The following is a 16,356-nucleotide window of genomic DNA, read 5'->3' as shown; positions in this document are numbered from 1 at the left end:
TGTAAAGGAGGTTTTTTGTTTGGAAGATATAATTAAGGAAAATGTCGAGAAGCTATTAACTTATATGAAAGATGAAGCATATAAACCACTAACCGTGCAAGAGCTAGAAGAAGCTTTCGGAATAGAGGATTCTTCTCACTTTAAAGATTTTGTCAAGGCACTTGTACAGATGGAAGAGAAGGGGCTAGTTGTTCGGACAAGAAGCAATCGCTATGGACTTCCAGAGAAGATGAACCTTATTCGGGGGAAATTAGCTGGTCATGCAAAAGGATTTGCTTTTGTTATTCCTGAAGAACAAGGTATGGATGACATTTTTATCCCGCCAAATGAAGTTAAAACTGCGTTAAATGGTGATATTGTATTAGCACGTGTCACTTCTGAAAGCTCTGGACAAAGAAGAGAAGGAACGATTGTACGAATTATTGAAAGAGGCGTACAGCAAATTGTTGGTACATATTCAGAGAGCAAGCATTTTGGCTTTGTGATCCCTGATGACAAAAAAATCGCGACAGATATTTTTATTCCAAAAGGCAGCACAAAAGGGGCAATAGAAGGTCATAAGGTTGTCGTAAAATTAACTTCTTACCCTGAAGGCAGAAAGAATGCTGAGGGAGAAGTTGTTAAAATACTAGGACATAAAAATGACCCTGGTGTCGATATTTTATCGGTAATTCATAAGCATGGATTACCACTTGCCTTTCCAGATAACGTGTTAGAACAAGCGAATAGTGCACCAGATACGATTGATGAAAAGGAAATTGCCAATAGACGTGATTTGCGCAATGAAACTATTGTCACGATTGATGGGGCAGATGCGAAAGATTTGGATGATGCCGTTACAGTCACGATGTTAGGGAACGGTAATTATAAATTAGGAGTTCATATTGCAGATGTTTCTTACTATGTAACGGAAAACTCACCAATAGATGTAGAAGCCGAGGAGAGAGGTACTAGCGTCTATTTAGTTGACCGTGTTATTCCAATGATTCCGCACCGTTTATCTAATGGAATTTGTTCCTTAAATCCCAAGGTTGATCGCTTAACTCTTTCCTGTGAGATGGAAATTTCGCCTGAGGGAGAAGTAGTTTCACATGAAATTTTTCAAAGTGTCATTAAAACAACGGAACGTATGACATATGCTGATGTGAACTCGATTCTACATGATAAAGATGAAGAGTTGAGAGCCAAGTATGAAGGTCTTGTCCCGATGTTTGAACGAATGGAGGAGCTAGCAGCCATCCTGCGCAAAAAACGGATGACTCGTGGTGCCATTGATTTTGACTTTAAAGAATCTAAAGTAATTGTAGATGAAGATGGAAAGCCACAGGATGTTATTTTAAGAGAACGTTCTGTCGCAGAAAAACTAATTGAAGAGTTTATGCTTGTTGCCAACGAAACAGTTGCGGAACATTTTCATTGGATGCAGGTTCCATTTATTTACCGTATTCATGAAGATCCAAAAGAGGAAAAGCTGAGAAGATTTTTCGAGTTTATTACAAACTTTGGTTATATCGTGAAAGGTACAGCGAACTCTGTTCATCCAAGAGCGTTACAAGAAATTATTGAGTCAGTACAGGGAACTCCTGAAGAGATGGTCATTTCGACTGTCATGCTGCGTTCCATGCAGCAGGCTAAATACTATCCAGAAAGCTTAGGGCATTTTGGTTTATCAACAGAATTTTATACGCATTTTACATCGCCGATTAGACGGTATCCGGATTTAATCGTACATCGTTTAATTCGTACGTATTTAATTGAAGGGGATATTAGTTCTGCTACACAAGAAAAGTGGAACAGCCGCCTAACAGAAATTGCTGAGCACTCCTCTAGTATGGAAAGAAGATCAGTAGAAGCAGAACGTGAAACGGATGAACTGAAAAAATCAGAGTACATGCTTGATAAAATTGGCGAAGAATATGATGGTATTATTAGTTCTGTTACGAATTTTGGTATGTTTGTGGAACTTACGAATACGATTGAAGGACTTGTCCATGTAAGCTATATGACGGATGATTACTATCGTTATGATGAGCGTCATTTTGCTATGATTGGCGAGCGAACAGGGAAGGTTTTCCGTATTGGAGACGAAATTACTGTTCGCGTTGTGAATGTTAACAAAGAGGAACGTGCCATTGACTTTGAAATAGTTGGAATGAAGGGAACACGCCGCAGAGATCCGAAGAAAGAAGGGAAGGTATTTTCTACTGGCAGTGTCTCTCGTGCCCCGCGTAAAGGCAAATCAGATAGAGATACGGATCGTAAAGGAAAAACAGGTGAATCAAGACGTAAAGGAAAGAATGATAGAAAACACTTCGAGAATGCTCCAAAAGCAAAGAGAAAGAAAAAGAAACGCTAAGAGATAAATAGATGCATTTATGCATGTGGTTTCTTTTGGATGAAGAAGCCACATGCAGAGGATGTTTGTATATTAAGCATTCTTTTGATAAAATTATTGGCAGAGTAGGGGGAAGAGACATGCCAAAAGGTGAAGGGAAATTAGTAGCACAGAATAAAAAAGCAAACCATGACTATTTTATTGAAGAGACTTATGAGGCAGGAATTGTTCTCCAAGGAACAGAAATTAAAGCGATTCGTGCAGGAAGAGTAAATCTGAAGGAATCATATGCGCGGATTATTAATGGCGAGGTATTTCTATTAGGGATGCATATCAGTCCATATGAACAAGGAAATCGCTATAATCATGATCCATTAAGAACAAGAAAGCTTTTATTACATCGCAAACAAATTAATAAGTTAATCGGGGATACAAAAGAAGCGGGCTATGCTTTAGTTCCACTGAAACTGTATTTTAAAAATGGCTATGCAAAGGTTTTGATTGGTCTAGGTAAGGGTAAAAAGAACTATGACAAGCGTGAAACTTTAAAACGTAAAGAAGCAAATCGCAGTATTGAACGTGCTTTACGTGAAAGGCAAAAAATGTAATCCAAAACTTTACAATTGAAATACGCTCCAGTTATGTTATAATAATTTATGTCGATAAGACAACATAACTTTAAGCTCCTATTTCAGAGCTTCCGAAACGTTAAGCTTAAATGCTAAGAATCTTGTAATGTAACAATTACTTGATTTTATCCTATAATGGGGACGCTACGGATTCGACAGGGATAGTTCGAGCTTAGGTTGCGAGTCGAGGGGATCGGCCTCGTTAAAACGTCAAAGCCTATAACTGGCAAACAACAAAACAACTTCGCTTTAGCTGCTTAATAGCGCTTAGCGGTTCCTCCCTCCATCGCCCATGTGGTAGGGTCAGGGACTCACTTTAAGTGGGCTACGCCGGATTCCACCGTCTGAGGAAGAAGGAAGAGAACAACCAGACTAGCTTATCGGACGCCTGTCAACAGGCAGAAGAATAAGCGAAATGCGAATATGTTGACTACACTCGTAGAAGCTTAAGTGCCGATATTTCTGGACGAGGGTTCGACTCCCTCCGTCTCCACCAAATACATATTTGGTGGTTTTTATTTTTTATTAAATACTAGATCTAATGGAAATGAATAGACTTTTCATTTCCCATTTATTTTTGGTCCAAAAAGACAGTGATTTCTGTACTATAGGAATCCTGTCTTTTTGTTTTTGTTAAATAGGAAAGGGCTTTTAATTAGTTTATATTGAGTGGAAGTATAGATTCTAAAACAAGTTTCCTCTAGTTATTAATTATAACACTCCTGTGCGTTATCATTCTTTTCTCAGACTCCTCTTTTTAATCTTTTCCATCAATGCTTTTCGATTCAATTCACTAATGACAAATGAACCAGCAGCTAAAACATTTGCACACAAAGTTTCATTGTAACTATCATTAAAGTTTACCATTATCAATAGGAAAAAGAACAAAATAGCGTGAAAATGCTTTCTTTTTTATGATGTAGATACAGGAGGTATTCACTATGAGAGACAGATATACCAAGCTTCTTCACATACTTCAAAATTCAGATGGGTTTGTAACAGGAAATGATATTAGTGAACAGCTAAATATTAGTTCCAGAACGGTGAGAAACGACATTAAAGATTTGAATGATAACTATCTCATTGGTGCACGCATTATTTCAAATAAACGCCAAGGTTATCAACTTGAAGGTGAGTTAGTTGGTTTTAAACAGAGACATCATATTGAATTTGAGGAGCGTGCATTTTATATTGTAAAGGCACATCTAGATACAAAGGAATGGACAACATACGAACAATTATCCCAAATGATTTATTTCTCTCCACAAACGATTCGGTCAGATATTCAACGAATTTCTCAAATGATTACCTCCCAAAAAAGAATTTTATCCGTGGAAGCATTAGTTTTTCAAGGGATTCGATTTAGAGGGGGATGAATTTGACAAAAGATTACTACTTGAGAGTTTAGTAGAGAAAAACTTTATGACAATAAAAGAGCTGTATAAAGAATTATTAGTCCGCTTCGGTGGCTGGGTTTTAGAAGAAGTAGAAATGCTATTTTAAATATGTACAATAATGCTTGGATAAATATGTACAAATTTGCTTTCATTTTACATACTAGTCTTGAGGTGACTAGTCATGTATATATCATTAAATGTCGATGTTAATTTTGAGATTAATAGTCTTTCAGACTTACCAAAATTCAAACAAATAATGGAGCATATGAAAATGAAAATTAATAAGAGTAAATTGGCTGAAGAACTTGGAGTAGATCGACGAACAGTTGAGAAATATCTAAATGGTTTTGTCCCCAAGAGGACAAGAAAAAAGTCCTCAAAAATTGATGAATATTATGAAGTGATCGCTGCTCTTTTATCTGAGGATTCTAAACAGGTGTTTTATTATCGGCGGGTGCTTTGGCAGTACTTAAAGGATAATCACGGTTTAGACTGTGGTGCTTCGACCTTTCGAGCCTATATCGCTCGAATACCTGAATTTAATGCTTACTTTGTGGAGGACAAACGTATTGCTTCTCCGAAGGGGACGGTTCGCTATGAAACTCCGCCAGGTAAACAAGCTCAATTAGATTGGAAGGAAAATATTCAATATGAAACAAAAGATGGCGAGCAGGTCGAGATCAATGTAGCTGCGCTTATTCTATCTACTTCAAGATTGCGAGTATTCCACTTGAGTATTTCCAAGTCACAAAGTACGCTGTTTTCCTTTCTAACAGAAGCTTTTGAAACGTTTGGCGGTGTTCCTGAGGAACTCCTTACGGATAATATGAAAACAGTGATGGATGAAGCAAGAACGGAACATTATCCGGGTAAAGTGAATGCAAAGTTTGAGCAATTCGCAAAAGACTTTGGCTTTAAAGTGAAAGCCTGTATCGCTGGCAGACCAAGGACAAAGGGAAAAGTCGAAACGACAATGAAATTGTTAGACGAAATTCATGCCTATCAAGGACAATTCTCTTTAGAGGAACTGCATCAATTTATACAAGAGTTAGCCAACAGAGTGAATCACCAGATTCACCAAGGGACAGGAAGAATACCAATGATTGAATATAAAAAAGAAAGGAACCACTTACTCCAGCTACCAACTGATAAAGTAAGAGATTCCTATCGCATTAAGCACACACAAGTAAAAGTCAATGCATCCAACATGATCTCCTACAAATCAAACCAGTATTCCGTACCACCAGAATATCAAGGAAAGAAAGTAGGTTTACAAGTGTATGATAACAACTTATGGATTTATTATAACATGAAACTTATTGCACAGCATCCAATCAGCAAAGCGAAGCTAAATTATCAGGAAGCACATTATAAAGCAGGTTTGGCTGTTTCAGCCCCTTACTATAACTATCCGGAAATCGATGATTTGGCAAAGAAAAATCTAGCAACGATTGGAGAAGTGTATAAATAATGAATCTATCCACTAATTATCAACAATTATTAAGAAACCTAGAGTATCTAAAGCTGAAGCAAATGACTCTACATTTAAATGAAGTAATTGATTTCGGAGTCCAGAACCAGCTGTCATTTATTGATACGTTAATCAAGTTAACCAACTATGAAATTGATGTGCGAGAACAAAATATGACGCAGTCGATGGTAAAGGTGGCTGCATTTCCACATATGAAAGAAATAAAAGATTTTGATTTCACTTTCCAAACCTCAGTCAATCAGCAACAGATTCAAGATTTTCTAACCTTTCGCTTTATTGAAGAGAACGAGAATATTGTTTTCTTAGGACCAAGTGGTGTTGGCAAAACACACTTGGCCACCGCCATAGGGATTGCGGCAGCAAAGAAAAGAACAAGTACCTATTTCATTAAATGCCATGATTTAATTCAGAATTTAAGACGAGCACGATTGGAGAACCGCTTAGAAACTCGTCTAAAACATTATACAAAATATAAACTATTAATCATTGATGAGATTGGTTATTTGCCAATTGATCAAGAAGATGCGAAATTATTTTTCCAACTGATTGACATGCGATATGAAAAGCGCAGTACGATCTTAACAACGAACGTAAACTTTAAGGCATGGGATGAAGTATTTCAGGAGCCTAAGCTGGCAAATGCCATCTTAGATCGCATCTTACACCATGCGAAGGTTGTGACAATGGTGGGAAATTCCTATCGTTTAAAGGATCATTTAGTGCAAGAAAACGAGTGATTTTGTACATCCTTAAACGAGCGAAAATGTACATATTTGTGTTGACATTTATAAAGAAGAATTAAACTTACTGTCAACAGTGGTGATTGAGAATCTAAATAAGTATATCTATGATATTCCCACGGGGAAATTAAGTAGTTTGTTAGTGCATTTAATTATTACGATATACCGTATCCGACATGGATATGAGATCCGCGAAGGAAAGGAAGTAGAGCAATCTTTAGATTATGAAAAATTTGAATTGGCATATAAGATTTTAGAGGATGTTCAGGAGATATTTCAAATAGTTAAAGGAGGAAATGTTCGCCTTTACAGACAAACTGCTTAGTCCTTATTCATCTACTTTTCACAAAAAAGTAGTTTTTTTAGATTAATCCCCTACTAAAAAGTGTATAAGTTAATATAGTGTTACTGTATTTCAGTTATAGGGATTATTAGTCTCTCAAGAAAATCTATTTGTTTTTATCGTTTTCACTGTATATACCTAAACAACCTAATTCATACTAATGAAGTAAAATAGTTCCTGCAAGGAGGATTCGGAATATGCAAACAGAACCAATTACTATACATGCCATTATCAATGGAGAGAAAGTACCAACTGAAAAGCAAGCTCCACGTGAAAATCCAACACATCCGGATGAGATTGTAGGATATGCACCTCTTAATACGAAAGAAGAAACGGTACTAGCGATTGATGCAGCTTATGATGCGTTAAAAGACTGGGCTTGGACGGATGTAGATGAGCGGATCGAAAGAATGGAACGAGCTATTCAAAAATTAAAGGATGCAACACCTGAAATAGCTACTTTGTTATCTCGGGAACATGGGAAAGCTTTATATGATTCCAAAGGTGAAATAGCAATCTCTATCATGTGGATGGAATTTGCATGCAAGAATGTAAAGAAAGTTGTTGCTCCCCAAGAAAAAAAGCATGAAAATGGGAGAACAATCATTACATTTGATCCAGTAGGTGTGGTTTCCGCTATTTCTCCATGGAATTATCCTATTTCTTTATCCACTATTAAAATAGCACCAGCCTTGTTAACTGGAAATACAATGGTTGTAAAACCAAGTCCCTTTGCTCCTTTAGCTGTCAGTAAAGTAGTAGAAATTATCGCAGAAGAATTTCCTCCAGGTGTGCTCAATCTTGTCCATGGGGATGCAGAGGTAGGGGTAGAGCTTACATCGAATCCAAAAGTTGCAAAGATTGCTTTCACGGGTGGAACGAAGACAGCTAAGAGTATTATGAAGGCTGCTTCTGAAACGATTAAAAAGATGACGCTGGAGCTAGGAGGAAATGATGCCGCGATCGTGCTAGAAGACTTTGATGTAAATGATGAAAAAGCGATGCGAAGAATGGTAATTTCAAACTTCCTTACCGCAGGACAAATATGTATGATAGCGAAACGCATTTATGTTCATCGATCAATCTATGATGCTTTCGTAGAGAAATATATCGAAGCAGCGAATAAGTGGATTCGCGTTGGCGATCCTTTTCATCCTGATGTAACAGTAGGACCAGTAAATAATAAAAATCAGGTGAAATATGTTAAAAGTCTTGTAGAAGATGCAAAAAGTAAAGGGGCTAAAGTGATTCCATTAGGGGAAATTCTCAATCCCGAATTAATGGATAATGGATATTTTCTGCAGCCTACATTAGTATTAGGCGCTGATTTTCATGATCCAATTGTTGTAGAAGAGCAATTTGGACCGACTGTGCCAATTTTGCCTTTTGATGATGAAGAGCAAGTAATTGAGTTACACAATGAGAGTATTTATGGTCTAACAAGTTCTGTTTGGGGCGAAGAAGAACATGCAATTAAAGTTGCCCGTCGCATTGAGGCAGGCACAACAATGATTAATACTGCAGCTGTTCAAGGCTTGGATGTGCGATTCCCATTTGGCGGGGTGAAACAATCTGGAGTTGGAAGAGAGTATGGAGAAGAAGGATTAAAATCTTATGTAGAGACCCATGTAATTAATATCCCGAAAACACTTGAATTACCATATATTCCAGAGTAACAATTTCTTAGCAAGCATAGCATAGGCATGAAAAATAGAAAAAGGATGCTTTCTCTCAAAAGTATGCATCCTTTTTCTATTTGTTATTTAGTTCTATTCTTCCCTATCTCTATATCCTCGCCATCCACATCATCAATTACAGCGCCAATTTCTCCTTCTGTATATGTATCAGTAGCTTGTTCATGAGTAGTTGCCAAGCCAGAAGAAAGTTGGTCTTTTTTTTCATAATCACTTGGGTTATAGTAACGTCCTGCAAGTTCAGTACTTTGATCGGAATTCTGTTTTTTCATTTCAATCACTCCTTGTTTAAATTAATAGTACAGGTTTATTTTTTTCTTAATGCTAAAAATTACTCATGGAAGTTTTATACTTGTGAAAAATGGAATATAATATATCAATTATTACTATCTGTATTGGATTCTACCTAAGTATTTTATCCATTCAAAAATTCGCAATTGTTGACTTAGAGTTAATGTCAAATGCAGTTGCTGAAGAAGTCTTATTTAATGAAAAATATCAACAATAACCATTGGAGTGAAGAGAATGTCAAAGAAAATGAGGTACTAGACTAACCTAAATAAATGAGATGCATAAAATACCTTCTAAAATGGCACGATTAGACAAAAACTAATTCAGGGTGTTAAAAGTGGTCAGTTTACGAATAAGGAAATCATGCAGAAATATGGGATTAAAAATGTTTCTCAAATTAAAAAGTGAATGAAAGCTATCATGAAAATCAATTTCATAGATTCGACCAACTAATTGGAAAACAGTATTCATATGGGGGTATCACAGCAGCTATCTCTATTCGCTTCCTAACTAAAAGTTAAAAATAACAAAAAAAAGACGGGGGTCTAAAAATTAATGAACACATCCCATCTTAATTATCCTTGCTAAACTTCTAAACGAATTTAACTATCCTTTTACTGATTGATTTACTTTCTTTTAGACTTATTTTTGCCAATCTAAGATTTACAGCCTCTGGACTTATCCTTTTCTCCGTGAGATTTACAGCCTCTGGATTTATCCTTCTCTCCATGAGATTTACAGCCTCTGGATTTATCCTTCTCTCCATGAGATTTACAGCCTTTAGATTTATCCTTCTCACCATGAGATTTGCAGCCTTTAGATTTATCCTTCTCACCATGAGATTTGCAGCCTTTAGATTTATCCTTCTCACCATGAGATTTGCAGCCTTTAGATTTATCCTTCTCACCATGAGATTTGCAGCCTTTAGATTTATCCTTCTCACCATGAGATTTGCAGCCTTTAGATTTATCCTTCTTGCCATGAGATTTGCAGCCTTTAGATTTATCCTTCTTGCCATGGGATTTGCAGCCTTTAGATTTATCCTTCTTGCCATGAGATTTGCAGCCTTTAGATTTATCCTTCTCGCCATGGGATTTTTTATTATTTGTTGTAGCTTCATCCTGTTCAATAGGATTGTTATTTAGAAAAATATCTAAGCCATTCACAATGGCTTGTTTTATGGCTTCTTTTACCAATAGATCTTCACTCAAGAATCCCCACCACTTTCAAAAAGTTTAATACATCTTATGCTTTAAATGAAAGTACTGTTTAGACTTTTGACTGCATTGCAAAGATTTATACTAGCCTTTTCTGCAACTTTAATAAAGATAGTACATATTTTATTTAATAAATAAATTGAGAGAAGGTTAGAATGATGAAAACATACAACATTTACATTCATCCTAATGATTATAAAAATCTGAGAAAAGATATCTGGAGTGATGACTATGTGTCCGGTTATCTCAAAGAAGGAAAGAATAAATATTTAATTGGAATATCTTATCGTGGTCATTCCACTAGAAATCATACAAAAAAATCTTACAGCATTGTTTTTCAAAATCCCTCTACTGTAAATGGTACACACGAAATTCATTTAAATGCGGAGTCTAAGGATCCTTCTTTAATACGCAGTAAACTTTCTTTGGATTTCTTCAACAGCATTGGTGTTCTTTCCCCACAGACTCAGCATGTTCTCTTGACTATTAACGGTCAATACAGAGGAATATACCTACAGATAGAGTCCCTTGATGAATACTTGTTGAGAAAGAGAAATCTAGCAGATGGAGACATCTTGTATGCCACAGATGACGATGCCAATTTTTCATTATTAACAGTTGAGGGAAAACCAAAAAAAGAGATACTTCAGGGATACACTCCCAAATATCAAATAGGTAATAGCAATCAATTATTCTCAGATCTTTTATTTAAAATCAACACATTACTAAATCTTGAGTTTGAACAAATAATTCCTAAAATGCTGGATATCGAAAAATATCTAAAATGGCTTGCAGGAGTTGTCTGTATACAACATTTTGATGGATTTGATCATAACTATGCAATATACTTCAATAGTTCAACCAATTTATTTGAGATATCTCCGTGGGATTGCGATGGAACATGGGGTAGAAATAGACATGGAAAAGTGTTAAATTACGATGTTGTACCTATAGAAGGATATAACACACTTTCTGCGAGGCTCATTCATATCCCAGCATTTAGAAAAATCTATAAGAATATATTAGAGGAAATATTAAATGATTCCTTCACTGCTAAAACACAATCTCCTATTATCGAAGAACTATTTACCAAAATAAAACCTCAAATAGAAAAAGACCCCTTTTCATCGCGTCTTGCATCTTTTTTTGATAAGGAAAAACAATTTATTCTCTCCTATATCCAAAACAGAAACAGGTACTTATCTAATCAGTTAAAAAATCTGACTTAATGCCGTGGAATTTTAGCGGTTTTTTTTCGGGAATTTCATTTCCATTTTCACTTATTATTTTTAGCTAAATGCTGTTTTTATCCATAAAATAGGCAATTGCAATAGTACAATATCTTTCCTGCACACATATACATACAGGGAAAACATCATTAGGAGGGAAATGGGAGAATGAATGTTGAATTATTACAAACATTAGTAGGAAAAGTTGTAAAGATTGATAGAGGTGGCCCCAATTCTAAAGTTGGATTGCTGCTTGCAGTAGGAGATGATTTTCTAACAATCTTAATTGAAAATGATGGGATCGTATATTATAAATTACATCATATAAAGAGTATTACCGAAAATGCAAAGAAAGGACTTCCTTTTGAACTTGTAATCCCTGAAAGTTTTGAATATAAGGAAGCTTCAACTTTTGCAGAAATACTTGATTCACTTGAATACTACTGGGTCAAAATTAATCGCGGCGGCAAAGATAGTATTGAAGGAGTTTTAGAAGCCATCAACAGTGATTATGTTACAGTTGTTTCAAATGAAGAAATTATTAGACTGTCTTTGTTCCATATCCACAATATTAGCTATGGGGCAGTAGTTGAAAAGCCTGAGAAAGAAAAGGAAGAGAAGGAAGAGAAGCAAGAAGAACAAAAAGAAGAAAAGATAGACTAAAATGGATAATCATCTCATAAGGGTTGATCTCAAAAGGATTATTAATTGTTAGAAAGTTATAACGGAACTTTTTTAACTTTTCATTTTTCATCTTTTAGAGAAGACCCTTTTGAGATTTCCTAATAGGGTGAGGAGGTTATGCAATGAAGGAGCTTAGTTTTTCCCAGGCTCTAGAACAATTAAAGGGTTATAAGATTAGGATTTTTTTGAATAGCACACGAACTATAGTTGGAATTTTGCTTGATGTGAAAGAGGACCATATTGTATTACAATTAGACGATAAGATATTTTATTTTGCCTATGATCAAATTCACGCCATTACAAAAAATGCAAAAAATATTTCTCCACAAACCTCTTTATTATCTCACGAAAATAAGAAAAGTTTGCTTGATTTGCTGTACGATTTTAAATATAGCTGGATAACAATTCAAAGCATTAACAACCAGCTTTTTGTTGGGCTATTAAGCCAAATAACTGAAGACTATGTCATGCTCTTAAATGAGGATGACCAAATCTATATACAAAGATCCTTTATTGTCGGTATCTATAATGGAATCTATAATGAGAATGAATCTACCCTTTCAGACAGTAGTAATCTATCAGCAGAAAGCCCAATTTCCAACGAAGAAGTTCATGATGAGAAAGACAACGCTAAAAAGGAAGAAAAGGAATCTCTCCATGTAATAAACCATATACCAGCCATTGAGCAAAAGGAAGATATTCAGGCAAAAGACTATATTGAACATAAAGACGATAAAGATCTCCCTTTGACAAACAATCAATCTCCCCAATTCCAAATTCTCGAAGAAGAGATTATACATGTGAAAGATAACGATGTTGTGGAAGACAATCAATCACAGTATTTGATGGATAATACACCAGCACATAACCTGATTCGCAAAGAAGATAATGATAATGAGAAAAATATTGCAACCCAGGAAGCTGTTTCTTTTCCTGAAAGTTTAAGTTTCCCCAATATTACAGACACATCTTCATCATCTACTAGCAATGATACTATTAATGAATTGTACGCTGCTTCAAGAGATAAGGAAACTGTTACCAATTATAATGCGAATCCCTTTATAAATTTGATTTCAGATAGCAAATTAGAAAATCCCATTTTAACTATTAATCAGGAAGCAGCTATAGATCCTGATACTCATTACCAATCGGAAAATGGTGGGTATGATGATTCTTCAACCATAAAAGATTTTAGCAAGCCAGCTATAGAAAAAGCCCCATTAGAAAATGCTAAGAGAAAAAACTATAGCAGTATTCCAAAAATGGAAATGGCTCCTGGCTATATCAGCCACCCATTAAATGAATTGGGTAGACTTTATAATTGTAAAAATAAGAAAAAAAATAAAAAAACAAAACTTACCTCTGGAACAAAAAAAAACGTCAAACCAGTCGAAACTAATGAAAAAAATTTAGACCCTATAGAGCAGAATTTTCTATTAGAAAAACAATATTATTCTCTAATGAAACATGCTGAGTATATGTATAAAAAATTAAGAAATGAACGATTAAAGAAGTAATTCTCAAGAGTCACCTTTATATTATCTTAGTTTTTCGCTCTTATCAATCCGGCTGAAAATTAGAAAATCCTCAAACCGTTTGAAGGATTCCAATCATCGCTATCCAAGACAATTCCAGAATGCATTTGGTTATCTTTAAAAAAAAGAGTACTAATAGTGATTAAGATAATAGGTACTCTCTGATATGAGCACAATGTAAAGGAGCTAAATCAATGAATAATTTCAAGGATTTAATTGACGAAGAAGTTGATATCGAGATTTCCGGAAAAGCTTATTTCTCTGGTATTTTAATAGATAATGGTTTAGACATTCTAGTGCTGTACAATGGGCGGAAATACATGTATATCCCATTACTACACCTTCATAATATAAAAAAAAGAAATAATTCAGAGGATTCACTTGAGAAGCCTTATTCTGAAATGCCATTTCTGGAGGAGTCAGAACCAATATCTTTTCGAAAAATATTAATGAATGCAAAAGGTCAATTTATTGAACTATGTGTTACAGGAAATAGGTCTATACACGGTTATATCACTAGTGTTTTAAATGACTATATCGTATTTTACTCTCCTGTGTTTAAAACCGTTTTTCTATCTATGCAGCACATAAAGTGGCTTATACCATATAGTACAAATCTAACCCCTTACACACTAAGCAATACCGATTTACCTGTTGTTCCTTCTACTATTCCACTAGCTCGTACTTTTGAAGAGCAATTGAAAAAATATATCGGCCATTTGCTTGTTTTTGATTTAGGTGAGAATCCAAATAAGGTTGGTTTAATACAAAACATTTCAAACAATATTGTGGAACTAGTTAATGCAGAGGCAAATATAGTTTTCTGGAAACTTTCCCATATAAAATCTGTTCATTTGCCATAACATATCATTAAAGTAAGATATTATATCTGGTTAAAAGGCATTAAATCTTTATCAAAAAGTTAATGCCTTTAGTTATATTCTTTTTTAAGTGCTTTTGGATAGAGCGCTATGTTTTCAAGTACAATCTCAAAGAAGCATTCTATTAGTAAAAAAATAGTTCTATCCACATATAAAGAAGGGCTAGTGTAAACAATACAGTTGCTGGAATTACAAGAATGGTAACTTTAAGATATTGCCCCCAAGATATATTTACTTTATTCCGCTTTAAGATGTGCATCCAAATCAAAGTAGCTAATGTTCCAGAGGGAATCAACAATGATCCTATATCGCTTCCAATGATATTTGCTAAATATAAAGTCTTTAGAACGACAGGCTCTAAATTCATTTCAGTTAATGTAAATGTTCCAATCATTAAGGCGGGATGATTATTAAATATATTCGACATTACAGACAAGAGTAATCCCATTGTTATACTTCCTTTAAACAAATGCTCCCCCATGGTTGGTTCAACCAATTGAACTAAGAAACCTGTTAGTCCAATGTTATGGAGTCCATAGACAACAATATACATAGAATAAGCAAAGAGAAAAATATCCCAAGGTGTTTTTTTCAACATATCATTTGGAGTTACTTTCAAGTAAATCCATCGCCAGCTTAACAGAAGAAGAGAACTAGTTACGGCAACAATGGAGATGGGGATATGATAATAAGAGGCTACAAATAGAAGAATTCTTACCATAAAAATGAACACAAATACACCAACCATTAGTTTTGTTTGTCGCTTTGTTTCTTCTGTATTTGGATCTGAAAGTAATGGATGCAAGGAAGAGATATGTCTATAATCTATATTCTTGGTAACAAGTGGTATTTTTTTAGGCAGTTGTCGATAAAATACTCCCAGCAACATAAAATAGAGGAATGCTAAACCAATTATTCCTGGGACAAACATCATAGCAGTTTGCATATAAAGATCCAAACCAATTATTTTTAAAGAGATTAAATTAACAATATTACTTACACCTATAGGAACACTAGAAGCAGTTGCAATAAGTGCTCCACTAATTAAATAAGGAAATTTTTCCTTTTGCTTCATACCAATTTTTCTAAACAGCATCAGTAGAACAGGTGTAGTTATTATGATACTTCCATCGTTATTGAGAAATAGTGTCATAAGAAAGCAAAGAAGGTTAGTCAGCCAAAAGAGTTTTTTTCCAGATCCCTTTGCGGCTTTTAATAATCTGGTAGCAGCCCAATGGAAAAAACCAATGCTTTCCATTGTTAATGCCATAACCATTGTAGCAATGATAGTTATAGCTGCCTCAGTAACCTTTGAGCCAATATCTGCTAGATCAGAAAATGTTACACTTCCACTAATTAAGATTAACACGGCACCAATGGTTGCTGCAGTTGCTTCGTTCATTCCCTTAGGACGCCAAAAGATCAAAATCATCGTAGTTAGGAATGAAGCAATGGTAAATATTGATGCAAAATCAGTCACTTATCGCACCTCCAAGATACTGAACTATGAATCATAATTTCACGCTCCTTCATTTATCTTTTATCGATGCCTGTACTATATATATACGTTAACTACATCAGACTGCTATAAACAATAATCTATTTATGATAAAATCAGCTAGTATCTCTGCAAGATATATAACTTATTAAGATAGTTGCACGTATTTCATAGAGGCCAATGATACAATTCTTTACTATAAAAGAAGACTGCATATACCCTGGATCAGACAGAGTCTGCAGTCAAGTTTTACCATATAACTAAAAAAAGGAATGAAATATATTATATTAATTATAACAACATGATTCTCTACACAAAGTCATTTTAAGGGCATCCGATTATTTCATTTTTAATAGGAATTATAGGTCTGTTATAATAACAATCATTTCTT

General features: G+C 34.9%; 14 protein-coding genes and 1 other RNA gene. 12 read left to right on the top strand and 3 right to left on the bottom strand.

What is annotated here, in order from left to right:
* The first annotated feature begins 64 nt into the window (after nt 1-64).
* The 8 genes from rnr (at nt 65) to NSQ89_RS16995 (ending at nt 8,612) form a co-directional block, all read left to right on the top strand.
* Complete coding sequence (gene rnr / locus NSQ89_RS17030) at nt 65-2,356, top strand: ribonuclease R (protein ID WP_373694335.1); 2,292 nt, start codon at nt 65-67, stop codon at nt 2,354-2,356.
* A gap of 119 nt (nt 2,357-2,475) precedes the next feature.
* The gene (gene smpB, locus NSQ89_RS17025) at nt 2,476-2,943 is read left to right on the top strand and encodes an SsrA-binding protein SmpB (protein WP_016203855.1); all 468 of its coding nucleotides are present in this window, start codon (nt 2,476-2,478) and stop codon (nt 2,941-2,943) included.
* A gap of 158 nt (nt 2,944-3,101) precedes the next feature.
* Nucleotides 3,102-3,460: a transfer-messenger RNA gene (gene ssrA / locus NSQ89_RS17020) on the top strand.
* 445 nt (nt 3,461-3,905) lie between these two features.
* Nucleotides 3,906-4,340 carry an HTH domain-containing protein gene (locus NSQ89_RS17015; RefSeq protein WP_341132940.1) on the top strand — a complete coding sequence of 145 codons (435 nt, stop codon included), beginning with the start codon at nt 3,906-3,908 and terminating at the stop codon, nt 4,338-4,340.
* A 202-nt stretch (nt 4,341-4,542) separates the two neighbouring features.
* On the top strand, nt 4,543-5,832 hold the full coding sequence (gene istA / locus NSQ89_RS17010) for an IS21 family transposase (RefSeq protein WP_061801336.1): 1,290 nt from the start codon (nt 4,543-4,545) through the stop codon (nt 5,830-5,832).
* Nucleotides 5,832-6,590, top strand: a complete 759-nt coding sequence (gene istB, locus NSQ89_RS17005) for an IS21-like element helper ATPase IstB (RefSeq protein WP_061801337.1) — start codon at nt 5,832-5,834, stop codon at nt 6,588-6,590. The genes istA and istB overlap by 1 nt, the downstream gene beginning before the upstream one ends.
* A 139-nt stretch (nt 6,591-6,729) precedes the next feature.
* A complete protein-coding gene (locus NSQ89_RS17000) occupies nt 6,730-6,918 on the top strand; it encodes a hypothetical protein (protein ID WP_341132939.1) in 189 nt (62 codons plus the stop codon).
* Nucleotides 6,919-7,133: 215 nt separating this feature from the next.
* Nucleotides 7,134-8,612 (top strand): aldehyde dehydrogenase family protein, encoded by a 1,479-nt coding sequence (locus tag NSQ89_RS16995; RefSeq protein ID WP_341132938.1) that lies wholly within the window; start codon nt 7,134-7,136, stop codon nt 8,610-8,612.
* Nucleotides 8,613-8,695: 83 nt separating this feature from the next.
* Here the strand turns inward: NSQ89_RS16995 and NSQ89_RS16990 are convergent, their stop codons facing one another.
* Complete coding sequence (locus NSQ89_RS16990) at nt 8,696-8,902, bottom strand: YozQ family protein (RefSeq protein ID WP_047943797.1); 207 nt, start codon at nt 8,900-8,902, stop codon at nt 8,696-8,698.
* Nucleotides 8,903-9,513: 611 nt separating this feature from the next.
* Nucleotides 9,514-10,041, bottom strand: coding sequence for a hypothetical protein (locus NSQ89_RS16985; RefSeq protein ID WP_341132937.1), 528 nt, complete (start codon nt 10,039-10,041; stop codon nt 9,514-9,516).
* Nucleotides 10,042-10,293: 252 nt separating this feature from the next.
* On the opposite strand from NSQ89_RS16985, the gene NSQ89_RS16980 reads away from it, so the two are divergent.
* The 4 genes from NSQ89_RS16980 (at nt 10,294) to NSQ89_RS16965 (ending at nt 14,449) form a co-directional block, all read left to right on the top strand.
* On the top strand, nt 10,294-11,367 hold the full coding sequence (locus tag NSQ89_RS16980) for a CotH kinase family protein (protein WP_047943799.1): 1,074 nt from the start codon (nt 10,294-10,296) through the stop codon (nt 11,365-11,367).
* 168 nt (nt 11,368-11,535) lie between these two features.
* Entirely contained in the window at nt 11,536-12,030 is a 495-nt protein-coding gene (locus NSQ89_RS16975) for a hypothetical protein (protein WP_047943800.1), read from the top strand.
* A 143-nt stretch (nt 12,031-12,173) separates the two neighbouring features.
* Nucleotides 12,174-13,568 (top strand): DUF2642 domain-containing protein, encoded by a 1,395-nt coding sequence (locus tag NSQ89_RS16970; protein ID WP_047943801.1) that lies wholly within the window; start codon nt 12,174-12,176, stop codon nt 13,566-13,568.
* A 212-nt stretch (nt 13,569-13,780) separates the two neighbouring features.
* Entirely contained in the window at nt 13,781-14,449 is a 669-nt protein-coding gene (locus NSQ89_RS16965; RefSeq protein WP_047943802.1) for a hypothetical protein, read from the top strand.
* A gap of 142 nt (nt 14,450-14,591) precedes the next feature.
* Here the strand turns inward: NSQ89_RS16965 and NSQ89_RS16960 are convergent, their stop codons facing one another.
* Nucleotides 14,592-15,920, bottom strand: coding sequence for an arsenic transporter (locus NSQ89_RS16960; protein ID WP_144546336.1), 1,329 nt, complete (start codon nt 15,918-15,920; stop codon nt 14,592-14,594).
* Nucleotides 15,921-16,356: the final 436 nt, after the last annotated feature.

The sequence above is a fragment of the Niallia sp. FSL R7-0648 genome, from assembly GCF_038007005.1.
GTDB classification, from domain to species: domain Bacteria; phylum Bacillota; class Bacilli; order Bacillales; family Cytobacillaceae; genus Niallia; species Niallia circulans.
This window is presented reverse-complemented; position numbering and strand designations above follow the sequence as displayed.

What these genes read in the sequence shown, in the direction of transcription:
- rnr (WP_373694335.1), top strand. Translation starts at nt 65, where the DNA reads ATGAAAGATGAAGCATATAAACCACTAACCGTGCAAGAGCTAGAAGAA.
- smpB (WP_016203855.1), top strand. Translation starts at nt 2,476, where the DNA reads ATGCCAAAAGGTGAAGGGAAATTAGTAGCACAGAATAAAAAAGCAAAC.
- NSQ89_RS17015 (WP_341132940.1), top strand. Translation starts at nt 3,906, where the DNA reads ATGAGAGACAGATATACCAAGCTTCTTCACATACTTCAAAATTCAGAT.
- istA (WP_061801336.1), top strand. Translation starts at nt 4,543, where the DNA reads ATGTATATATCATTAAATGTCGATGTTAATTTTGAGATTAATAGTCTT.
- istB (WP_061801337.1), top strand. Translation starts at nt 5,832, where the DNA reads ATGAATCTATCCACTAATTATCAACAATTATTAAGAAACCTAGAGTAT.
- NSQ89_RS16995 (WP_341132938.1), top strand. Translation starts at nt 7,134, where the DNA reads ATGCAAACAGAACCAATTACTATACATGCCATTATCAATGGAGAGAAA.
- NSQ89_RS16990 (WP_047943797.1), bottom strand. Translation starts at nt 8,902, where the DNA reads ATGAAAAAACAGAATTCCGATCAAAGTACTGAACTTGCAGGACGTTAC.
- NSQ89_RS16985 (WP_341132937.1), bottom strand. Translation starts at nt 10,041, where the DNA reads ATGAAGCTACAACAAATAATAAAAAATCCCATGGCGAGAAGGATAAAT.
- NSQ89_RS16980 (WP_047943799.1), top strand. Translation starts at nt 10,294, where the DNA reads ATGATGAAAACATACAACATTTACATTCATCCTAATGATTATAAAAAT.
- NSQ89_RS16975 (WP_047943800.1), top strand. Translation starts at nt 11,536, where the DNA reads ATGAATGTTGAATTATTACAAACATTAGTAGGAAAAGTTGTAAAGATT.
- NSQ89_RS16970 (WP_047943801.1), top strand. Translation starts at nt 12,174, where the DNA reads ATGAAGGAGCTTAGTTTTTCCCAGGCTCTAGAACAATTAAAGGGTTAT.
- NSQ89_RS16965 (WP_047943802.1), top strand. Translation starts at nt 13,781, where the DNA reads ATGAATAATTTCAAGGATTTAATTGACGAAGAAGTTGATATCGAGATT.